Origin of the sequence: Herbidospora solisilvae (assembly GCF_009901565.1) — a bacterium.
Classification (GTDB): Bacteria; Actinomycetota; Actinomycetes; order Streptosporangiales; family Streptosporangiaceae; genus Herbidospora; species Herbidospora solisilvae.
On record NZ_WXEW01000007.1, the window covers coordinates 146,863 to 156,210 of the forward strand.

The window sequence follows — 9,348 nt, forward strand, 5'->3', positions numbered from 1 at the left end:
CATGACCCCACCGCGTGTGCTGACGATCGCGGGCTCGGATTCCGGCGGCGGCGCCGGCATCCAGGCCGACCTGAAGACCATGCTGGCCAACGGCGTCCACGGCATGAGCGTGATAGCCGCGGTGACCGCGCAGAACTCCCTGGGAGTGCAGGGCTACTGGGAGCTGCCGCCCGAGGCGGTGCGGGCCCAGCTCGACTCGGTGCTGGGCGACATCGGCGTCGACGCGGTGAAGACCGGCATGCTGGCCTCGCCGATCCTGGTCCAGACCGTCGCCGAGCGGCTCGCGGGCGTCGACGCACCGATCGTGATCGACCCCGTCGGGGTGTCGAAACACGGCGATCCGCTGCTCGAACCGGCGGCGGTCGACGTCGTCAAGACCCGGTTGCTGCCGCTGGCCACCGTCGTGACGCCCAACCTGTGGGAGGTCGAGCAGCTCACCGGCGTGAAGGTCGAGGCCGAGGAGCAGATGATGACCGCGGCCGAGGCCGTGCTCGCGCTCGGCCCGGAATGGGTGCTGATCAAGGGCGGCCACCTGCCGGGCGAGCCGGTCGACCTGCTGACCGACGGCCAGACGGAATATCGCTACAGCGCCGAACGCCACGACAACCACCACACCCACGGCACCGGCTGCACCCTCGCCTCGGCCATCGCCTCCCACCTGGCCCACGGCGAAGACGTGCCCGACGCGGTCAGGATCGCGAAAGACTACGTGACCGGCGCCATCGCCCACGGGTTCGGCCTGGGGGCGGGCATCGGCCCGGTCGACCACGCCTGGCAGTGGCGGCCCCTCGACGTCGTGCAGTGAGGGCGTACACGGGAGAACACGAAAAGGCCCGCCTCGTGAGGCGGGCCTTTTCGGAACAGTGCTAGCGGGTGACCTTCCCGGCCTTGATGCAGGAGGTGCACACGTTCAGCCGCTTCGGCGTCCCGTTGACCGTCGCGCGCACGGTCTGGATGTTGGGCTTCCAGTTACGGCGGGTTCGGCGGTGCGAGTGGGAGACGTTGTTGCCGAAAATCGGCTTCTTAGCGCAGACGTCGCAGACGGAAGCCACGGTCATCGCTCCTTCGGAGAATCAGGGAGCCCGGGTCGTATCGGGCAGAAAGGCCAGGCCGAACGGCTGGCCATATGAGGATAGCCGATGTCGGCCAATGCATGTTAAACGAAGGGATCACCCATGCTGGACGTCCTCGATCCTCCCGCGGTGCGGGAGTGGGCCCGGCGGTCGGCGCAGGCGCTCGGCGCGGCGCGCGCCCAGATCGACGCGCTCAACGTCTACCCGGTCCCCGACGGCGACACCGGCACCAACCTCCACCTGACGCTCCTCGCGGCGGCCGACGCCCTCGACGCGCTGCCCGACACCGCCGATCACGACGCGACCTGGCGGGCCCTGGCCCACGGCGCGCTCCTCGGGGCCCGGGGGAACTCGGGCGTGATCGTCAGCCAGGCGCTGCGCGGGCTGGCCGAGGTCCTCCGCACGGCCGAAGGCCGCGCCGCCGACCTGCGAACCGGCCTGGTCAGGGCGGCCGAACTCGCCACGGCGGCGGTGTCGCGGCCGGTCGAGGGGACCGTGCTGAGCGTGCTGGCCACGGCCGCCTCGGCGGTCCGCGATCTGCCGGGCGACCTCGCGGCCATCGCGGCGAAGGCGGCCGAGGAGGCCCGCAAGGCGCTCGCGCGCACGACCGTCCAGCTCGACGTGCTGGCCAGGAACGGGGTCGTCGACGCCGGCGCGGCCGGGCTGGTGATCATCCTTGAGACGCTCGTGGACGTCGTCACGGGCGTGCACGGCCGCCACGAGGTGCCCGCGCCGACCCGGCCGGTGCTCCGCGAGGACGACGAGGACGTCCACGGCTACGAGGTCATGTACCTGCTGGAGGCCCCCTCGGTCGACCGCCTGCGGGAGCAGCTCGACGCCCTGGGCGACTCGCTGGTGATCGTGGGCGGCGACGGGCTCTGGAACGTGCACGTACACGTCGCCGACGCCGGGGCCGCGATCGAGGCCGGGCTGGCGGCCGGGCGGCCCTACCGGATCAGGATCACCTACCTCGGCGGGCGGCCCCATGTCGGGGGCGGGCGCGGGGTCGTCGCGGTCGCCGCCGGAGACGGGCTCGCGGCCCTCTTCCGCGAGTCGGGGGCCGTGGTGGTCACCCGGGAACCGGGCTCGTCGCCGCCGCTGGCGGCGGTGCTCGCGGCGATCAGGGAGGCCGGGTCGGAGGTCGCGGTGCTGCCCAACGACGCCGCGGTGCGCTCGGTCGCCGCCGCAGCGGCGGAGATCGCCCGCGAGGAGGGCACGGTGGTCGGGGTGCTGCCGACGCTCGCCTCGGTGCAGGGGCTGGCGGCCCTGGCGGTGCACGACCCGGCCCGGCGGTTCGACGACGACGTGCTGGCCATGGCCGAGGCCGCCGCCCACACCCGGCACGGGCACGTCTGGGTGGCCAACCGGGAGGCGATGACGTCGGCGGGGGTGTGCCGGCCGGGCGACGTCCTGGGGGTGGTCGACGGGGACGTCGCGCTCATCGGGGCCGACCTGCGGGAGGTGACCGAGGACGTGGTGCGGCGGCTGGTGTCGGCCTCCAGCGAGCTGGTGACCCTGGTGACCGGGGGCGAGACGGGGGAGGGGCTGGCGAAGGCCGTCCAGGACCTGCTGGCCGTCGAGCGGCCCGACGTCGAGGTGGTCGTCCACGCGGGCGGGCAGGGCGGCTATCCGCTGCTCATCGGTGTCGAGTGATTTCTGTCGCCCGGGCGCGGTAGAACTGGGTGTCGTGACCAGGTTCGACGAGCCGTTGAAGCGGGTGGTCGGCGCCAAGACCGCCGCGCCGCTCGAAAACGCCCTCGGCATCGCCACCGTCGGCGAGCTGCTGCGCCACTACCCGCGCCGCTACGCCGAGCGGGGTGAGCTGACCTCGATCGCCTCGCTGGAACACGACGAGATCGCCACCGTCCGGGGGCGCGTGTCGGCGGTGCAGCGGCGGCCGATGAAGAACCGCCAGGGCACCTGGCTCGACGTCGAGGTCACCGACGGCAAAGACCGCATCCACCTGGCCTTCTTCGGCAAGGGCGCGTTCGTGGCCGAGCAGCGGCTGCCGCCGGGCACCGAAGCGACGTTCTCCGGCAAGGTCAACGTCTTCGTCTCCCCGAAGGGCGCCAAACGCCGCTCGCTCACCCACCCCGACTACGTCACCGACGACGAGGAGACCAGCGAGGAGTTCGCCACCGCGCCGGTGCCGATCTACCCGTCGGCGCAGAACCTGGCCAGCTGGAAGATCGGGCGCGCGGTCCGGCTGATCCTCGACACCCTGTCCCTCGACGACCCGCTCCCGGCCCCGATGCGCGAGCGCCACGGGCTGATCGGGCTGGCCGAGGCGCTGACCCTGATCCACCGCCCGCGCGACCAGGGCGACATCGCCCGCGCGAGGAAGCGGCTCAAGTTCGACGAGGCGTTCAACCTCCAGGCCGTGCTGGTCCGCCGCCGCATGGCCGCCGACGCCCTGCCCGCCAGGCCCCGGCCCGGCAGCGCCGACGGCCTGCTGGCCGGGTTCGACGGGCGGCTGCCGTTCCAGCTGACCGAGGGGCAGCGCGCGGTGGGCGACGAGATCGCCGCCGACCTCGGGCGCGACCATCCGATGCACCGCCTGCTCCAGGGCGAGGTGGGCGCGGGCAAGACCGTGGTGGCCCTGCGCGCGATGTTGCAGGTCGCCGACTCGGGCGGCCAGGCGGCCCTGCTGGCCCCGACCGAGGTGCTGGCCCAGCAGCACCACCGCTCGATCACCGCCATGCTCGGCGACCTCGCGGGCGGCGGCATGTTCGGCGGCACGTCGGTGGCCCTGCTGACGGGCTCGATGGGCGCCGCCGCGCGGCGGCAGAACCTCCTCGACGCCGCCTCGGGCGCGGCCGGCATCGTCGTCGGCACCCACGCGCTGCTCCAGGACAAGGTCCAGTTCGCCGACCTGGGGCTGGTCGTGGTCGACGAGCAGCACCGCTTCGGCGTCGAGCAGCGCGACGCGCTGCGGGAGAAGTCGGCGTCCGGGCGTCCCCACGTGCTGGTGATGACGGCGACCCCGATCCCCCGAACGGTCGCCATGACGGTGTTCGGCGACCTGGAGGTCTCGACCCTCTCCCAGCTCCCCTCGGGCCGCGCGCCGATCACCACCCACGTGGTGCCCGCCGCCGAGAAGCCCCACTACCTGGAGCGCACGTGGGAACGGGTGCGCGAGGAGGTCGGCCTCGGCCGGCAGGCCTACATCGTGTGCCCCCGCATCGGCGACCTGGAGGGCGACGAGGGCGACCTGACCAAAGACGCCGACGAGCGGCGTCCGCCGCTGGCGGTCCTCGACGTGGCCGAGATGCTGGCCTCCGGCCCGCTGGCCGGGCTGCGGGTCGAGGTGCTCCACGGGAAGCTGCCGCCCGAGGAGAAGGACGCGATCATGCGGGCCTTCACCCGGGGCGAGATCGACGTGCTGGTGGCCACCACGGTCATCGAGGTCGGCGTCGACGTGCCGAACTCCTCGGTGATGATCATCATGGACGCCGACCGTTTCGGCGTCTCCCAGCTCCACCAGCTGCGCGGCCGGGTCGGCCGAGGCGGCCTGCCGGGCCTGTGCCTGCTGGTCAGCGAGACCATGCCCGGCACCCCCGCCCGCGAGAGGCTCGACGCGGTGGCGAGCACGCTCGACGGCTTCGAGTTGTCGCGGGTCGACCTGGAACAGCGGCGGGAGGGCGACGTGCTCGGCGCGGCCCAGTCGGGGCGCAAGTCGTCGCTGCGCATGCTCCAGCTGCTGCGCGACGAAGACGTCATCGCCGACGCCCGCGAGGAGGCGCAGAACCTGCTGGCCCGCGACCCGGAACTGGCCGACCACCCGGCGCTCAGGGCCGAACTCGACGCCCTGGCGGCGGGGGAGCGCGCGGAGTACCTGGAGAAGACCTGATCCGGCGTGGCGGTGCGGGGCGGGAGCGGGGGTCGGCGCCGGTTGCGGCGAGGCGCGGGGGCGGCGATCGGGGTTGCCCAGGCGGGAGCCGTAACCGAAGAAGAGTTTCGAAAAGGGAGCGATCCGGGCAGAAGGCTGCCGGATGGAGGGCCCTGGGTCATAGAAATGACCCAGGGCCCAGCCATGGGACGGCCTCCCCCCGAATGCCGTCCCCGGCTGGGCCCACCCTCGGGTCAGGTGCCGAGGGCGCCGGCGTGCGGAAGGGCTCACGATCACGCCGGCCGGCCTTCCCCTGGGTCACCTTGAAGGCCGCACGTTCATAGTGCAGGGCTCCCGGCCCGAACGGAACGACCCTGGCCGTTCCTTCGCCAGGCATTACCGAGCTTTTCCATTCCGGCTCTCCGGGACAATGGGCCGGTGACGCGTCTCATCGCCGGAACCGCCGGTGGCAGGCGGATCGAGGTCCCGCCCGGCAAGGGGACCCGGCCCACCAGCGACCGCGCCCGTGAGGGCATCTTCTCGACCGTGGGGTCGCTCGTCGGCGTGCCGGAGCGGGTGGCCGACCTCTACGCCGGGTCGGGCGCCATCGGGCTGGAGTCGCTCAGCCGGGGGTCCGCCCACGCGCTGCTCGTCGAGTCGGACGCCAAGGCCCTGCGCACGATCAGGGCCAACGTCGCCTCGCTGAACCTCCCCGGGGCCGTGGTGCGGGCCGAGAAGGTCGAGCGGCTCGTCGCGCGCCCGTGCGAGGGCGAGCCCTACGACTTCGTCTTCGCCGACCCGCCCTATGCCGTCTCCGACGACGTGGTCCACAAGGTGCTGGTCCAGCTGCTGGAGAACGGCTGGCTCGCCGACGGGGCGCTGGTGGCGGTCGAACGCGAGACCAGAGGGAATGATCTGCGATGGCCCCCCGGCTTCGAGGAGGCCAGGGCGCGCCGTTACGGTGAAGCGACCGTTTGGTACGGTCACGCCAACCGGGCCGAGTAGGGGGTTGTTGTGCGCAGAGTCGTCTGCCCCGGATCGTTCGATCCCGTGACGAACGGCCATCTCGACATCATTGGCCGGACGTCACGCCTGTATGACGAGGTCGTCGTCGCGGTGTTGATCAACATCGAGAAGACGAGCCTGTTCACCGTCGAGGAGCGCATCGACATGCTCCAGGCGGTCACCAAGGAGTACGGCAACGTCCGGGTCGAGAAGTTCCACGGCCTCCTGGTCGACTTCGCCCGCGAGCAGGGCATCCCGACGATCGTCAAGGGGCTGCGCGCGGTCAGCGACTTCGACTACGAGCTCCAGATGGCCCAGCTCAACTACCGCATGTCGGGGGTGGAGACGTTGTTCATGTCGACCAACCCCGAATACTCGTTCCTGTCCTCCAGCCGGCTGAAGGAGATCGCCCGCTACGGCGGCGACGTGTCGGGCCTGGTGCCCGATCTCGTGCTGGAGCTGCTGGTGGAACGCGTGCGCGGCTGAGGTCCCCGGCGGGCTGGTATTCTTGCGTTTCGGCCTTGCACGACGGCGGTGATTCGCCATGCCTAAGAGACCAGGATGAAAGTGCACACCCTCGACCCTCGCGCTCCATGGGTAATCTCGACCCATGACCTCGGGCGCCGCCCGGGGTCGATGCGCACGATGAAACCCGTTCTCCCGGCACCGGCGGACGTCGCGGTCGGCTTGATCGGCGTCCCCAAAGACGCCGACGTCGAGCTGGATCTCCGGCTCGAAGCAGTGATGGAGGGCGTGCTCGTCACGGGCACGGCGCTGGCGCCTCTCACGGGAGAGTGCTCGCGCTGCCTGGAACCCCTGACCTCGGATGTCGAGGTCGACTTCCAGGAGCTCTTCTTCTACACGGCGGAAGACGCCGGAGAGGACGACCAGATCCTCGACGGCGAGCTACTGGATCTTGAGCCGACATTCCGTGACGCGGTGGTGCTCGCGCTGCCGCTGAGCCCGGTGTGCAGCGACGACTGCGCCGGTCTCTGCGCGGAGTGCGGGGTCAGGCTGGCCGAGGCCGGTCCCGACCACCGTCACGAGACGCTCGATCCCCGCTGGGCATCACTGCGGGGCCTGGTTTCCAACAACGACGAAGACGATCAGGAGGCCTGACGTGGCCGTTCCCAAGAGGAAGATGTCGCGGGCCAACACGCGCGCCCGCAGGTCCCAGTGGAAGACCAGTGCGGTCGCGCTCGTGAGCTGCCCCCAGTGCCGCTCCCCCAAGCGCCCCCACATGGCCTGTGGCGAGTGCGGCACCTACAACCGCCGCCAGGTCATCGAGCCCAACGCCTGACCGCCCCGGCGGCTCAAGCGACCGCCGACCGGGATCGTCAAACGACCCCGGTCGGCGTTATTTTGCTCCACAGACGCGTCACAAGGCGCGGCTCCACTGCGTGCGGCGGCGGTCGTGCCCGCGGTCGTGGTGGACGCCGGGTTCAACCCGGCGTCCACCACGCCTTCGGGGCTTCGCCAGAAGTTCACTCCTGCCACCGTGCCGGCGGTTCGTCATGCACGAGGAGGAAAACTTCATGATCGGTAAGCCCGTCGCCGTCGAGGTCGTCCGCGACGAGCTGGAGGGCGTCCTCCAGGTCCGGCTCGACACCGCGATCCTGGAACGCGCCCTGACCCACCGCTCCTATGCGTACGAGAACGGCGGGCTGCCCACCAACGAGCGCCTGGAGTTCCTGGGCGACTCGGTGCTGGGGCTCGTGGTCACCGACACGCTCTACCGCGACCACCCCGACCTGCCCGAGGGCCAGCTCGCCAAGCTGCGCGCGGCCGTGGTCAACATGCGCGCCCTGGCCGACGTCGCCCGTTCGCTCGGCATGGGCCGCTACCTGCGGCTGGGCCGGGGCGAGGAGGGCACCGGCGGGCGCGACAAGTCGTCGATCCTGGCCGACACGCTGGAGGCCCTGATCGGCACCGTGTACGTCGACAAGGGCCTCGACGAGGCGTTCCGGGTCGTCCACACGCTGTTCGACCCGCTGATCAAGCGGTCGGCGTCGCTGGGCGCCGGGCTCGACTGGAAGACCTCCTTGCAGGAGCTGACCGCGTCCGAGGTGCTCGGGGTGCCCGAATACCACGTCGAGGAGTCGGGGCCCGACCACGCCAAGTCGTTCGTGGCGACGGTCCGCGTCGGAGGCCAGGACTACGGCACCGGCGCCGGACGGTCGAAGAAGGAGGCCGAGCAGCAGGCCGCCGAGGCCGCCTGGACGGCCATCCGCGCGATGCGCGACGCCCGTGAGGCCGCCGCCGCGGCGGGCCCGGTGGCCTGATGCCGGAACTGCCGGAGGTCGAGGTCGTCCGGCGCGGCCTCGACGTCTGGGTGTCGGGCCGGACGATCGAGTCGGCCGAGGTGCTCCACACCCGGTCGGTCCGCCGGCACGAGGGCGTGCTGCCCGACCAGCTCAAGGGCCGCCGCGTCGAGTCGGCCGACCGGCGCGGCAAGTACCTGTGGTTGCCGCTCGACGACGGCGCCGCCCTGATGGCCCATCTGGGCATGAGCGGCCAGGTGCTGATGGTTCCGAAGGGCTCGCCAGACGAGAAGCACCTGCGGGTCCGGGTGACCTTCGCCGACGACGGGCCCGAGATGCGCTTCGTCGACCAGCGGACGTTCGGCCACCTCATGATCGCCCCGCTGACGGCGAGCGGGGGGCGTACCGTCCCGCTGCCGATCGTGCACATCGCCCCTGATCCGCTGGAGGACGCCTTCGACGAGGACGCCTTTACGGCAGCTCTGCGAAAGCGAAAAACCGGTATAAAGCGGGCGCTTCTTGACCAGAGTTTGATCAGCGGCGTGGGAAACATCTACGCCGACGAGGCCCTCTGGCGGGCCCGGCTCCACTGGGCCCGCGCGACCGAGACCCTGACCAGGCCGAAGATCTCCGAACTCCTTGCCGCCGCCCGTGCGGTCATGACCGAAGCGCTCGGCCAGGGGGGTACATCGTTCGACAGCCTGTATGTGAACGTGAACGGCGAGTCGGGCTACTTCGACCGGTCACTCAACGTGTACGGCCGCCGCGACGAACCCTGCCCGAGATGTGGTACGCCGATCCGGAGAGACGCCTTCATGAACCGCAGCAGCTACTCCTGCCCCACCTGCCAGCCGCGCCCGAGGAACGGGCGATGGTGAGGCTCACCGCGTGGGTGCGCGGGCGGGTGCAGGGTGTGGGTTTCCGCTGGTGGACGCGGGCGCGGGCGCTGGAGCTCGGTCTCACCGGCTGGGCGCTCAACCTGGGCGACGGACGGGTCGAAGTGGTGGCCGAGGGCCCCAGGGAGGCCTGTGAGCGCCTCCTGGAGCGCCTGAGAGGCTCTGACGCGCCCGGACAGGTCTTAGGAGTGTCCGAGCGCTGGTCGGACGTCAAGGGCGGTTTGGTGGGGTTCGTGGAGCGGTAGCTCTTCCCTTAAACCGCCCAAATGAGGTATATTTACATG

The 9,348-nt window shown here is 71.3% G+C and carries 11 protein-coding genes; 10 read left to right on the top strand and 1 reads right to left on the bottom strand.

What is annotated here, in order from left to right:
- The first annotated feature begins 1 nt into the window (after window position 1).
- Entirely contained in the window at window positions 2-805 is an 804-nt protein-coding gene (thiD, locus tag GT755_RS23820; protein ID WP_161481867.1) for a bifunctional hydroxymethylpyrimidine kinase/phosphomethylpyrimidine kinase, read from the top strand.
- 61 nt (window positions 806-866) lie between these two features.
- Here the strand turns inward: thiD and rpmB are convergent, their stop codons facing one another.
- On the bottom strand, window positions 867-1,052 hold the full coding sequence (gene rpmB / locus GT755_RS23825) for a 50S ribosomal protein L28 (protein ID WP_030456605.1): 186 nt from the start codon (window positions 1,050-1,052) through the stop codon (window positions 867-869).
- Window positions 1,053-1,175: 123 nt separating this feature from the next.
- Here rpmB and GT755_RS23830 point away from each other — a divergent pair, with 123 nt between their 5' ends.
- From GT755_RS23830 to GT755_RS23870, 9 genes are all read left to right on the top strand, one after another.
- Window positions 1,176-2,726 carry a DAK2 domain-containing protein gene (locus tag GT755_RS23830; RefSeq protein WP_161481868.1) on the top strand — a complete coding sequence of 517 codons (1,551 nt, stop codon included), beginning with the start codon at window positions 1,176-1,178 and terminating at the stop codon, window positions 2,724-2,726.
- A gap of 34 nt (window positions 2,727-2,760) precedes the next feature.
- Complete coding sequence (recG, locus tag GT755_RS23835; protein WP_161481869.1) at window positions 2,761-4,923, top strand: ATP-dependent DNA helicase RecG; 2,163 nt, start codon at window positions 2,761-2,763, stop codon at window positions 4,921-4,923.
- A gap of 417 nt (window positions 4,924-5,340) precedes the next feature.
- The gene (gene rsmD, locus GT755_RS23840; RefSeq protein ID WP_161481870.1) at window positions 5,341-5,907 is read left to right on the top strand and encodes a 16S rRNA (guanine(966)-N(2))-methyltransferase RsmD; all 567 of its coding nucleotides are present in this window, start codon (window positions 5,341-5,343) and stop codon (window positions 5,905-5,907) included.
- Between the two features lie 9 nt (window positions 5,908-5,916).
- Window positions 5,917-6,393, top strand: a complete 477-nt coding sequence (coaD, locus tag GT755_RS23845; protein ID WP_161481871.1) for a pantetheine-phosphate adenylyltransferase — start codon at window positions 5,917-5,919, stop codon at window positions 6,391-6,393.
- A gap of 75 nt (window positions 6,394-6,468) precedes the next feature.
- Window positions 6,469-7,026, top strand: a complete 558-nt coding sequence (locus GT755_RS23850) for a YceD family protein (protein ID WP_062349517.1) — start codon at window positions 6,469-6,471, stop codon at window positions 7,024-7,026.
- Window position 7,027: 1 nt separating this feature from the next.
- On the top strand, window positions 7,028-7,207 hold the full coding sequence (gene rpmF, locus GT755_RS23855) for a 50S ribosomal protein L32 (RefSeq protein ID WP_030456611.1): 180 nt from the start codon (window positions 7,028-7,030) through the stop codon (window positions 7,205-7,207).
- A gap of 235 nt (window positions 7,208-7,442) precedes the next feature.
- A complete protein-coding gene (gene rnc / locus GT755_RS23860) occupies window positions 7,443-8,189 on the top strand; it encodes a ribonuclease III (RefSeq protein WP_161481872.1) in 747 nt (248 codons plus the stop codon).
- Complete coding sequence (mutM, locus tag GT755_RS23865; protein WP_161481873.1) at window positions 8,189-9,046, top strand: bifunctional DNA-formamidopyrimidine glycosylase/DNA-(apurinic or apyrimidinic site) lyase; 858 nt, start codon at window positions 8,189-8,191, stop codon at window positions 9,044-9,046. The genes rnc and mutM overlap by 1 nt, the downstream gene beginning before the upstream one ends.
- The gene (locus tag GT755_RS23870; protein ID WP_030456614.1) at window positions 9,040-9,309 is read left to right on the top strand and encodes an acylphosphatase; all 270 of its coding nucleotides are present in this window, start codon (window positions 9,040-9,042) and stop codon (window positions 9,307-9,309) included. Before mutM ends, GT755_RS23870 begins: the two co-directional genes overlap by 7 nt.
- Window positions 9,310-9,348: the final 39 nt, after the last annotated feature.

What these genes read in the sequence shown, in the direction of transcription:
- thiD (WP_161481867.1), top strand. Translation starts at nt 2, where the DNA reads ATGACCCCACCGCGTGTGCTGACGATCGCGGGCTCGGATTCCGGCGGC.
- GT755_RS23830 (WP_161481868.1), top strand. Translation starts at nt 1,176, where the DNA reads ATGCTGGACGTCCTCGATCCTCCCGCGGTGCGGGAGTGGGCCCGGCGG.
- GT755_RS23850 (WP_062349517.1), top strand. Translation starts at nt 6,469, where the DNA reads ATGAAAGTGCACACCCTCGACCCTCGCGCTCCATGGGTAATCTCGACC.
- rnc (WP_161481872.1), top strand. Translation starts at nt 7,443, where the DNA reads ATGATCGGTAAGCCCGTCGCCGTCGAGGTCGTCCGCGACGAGCTGGAG.
- mutM (WP_161481873.1), top strand. Translation starts at nt 8,189, where the DNA reads ATGCCGGAACTGCCGGAGGTCGAGGTCGTCCGGCGCGGCCTCGACGTC.
- GT755_RS23870 (WP_030456614.1), top strand. Translation starts at nt 9,040, where the DNA reads ATGGTGAGGCTCACCGCGTGGGTGCGCGGGCGGGTGCAGGGTGTGGGT.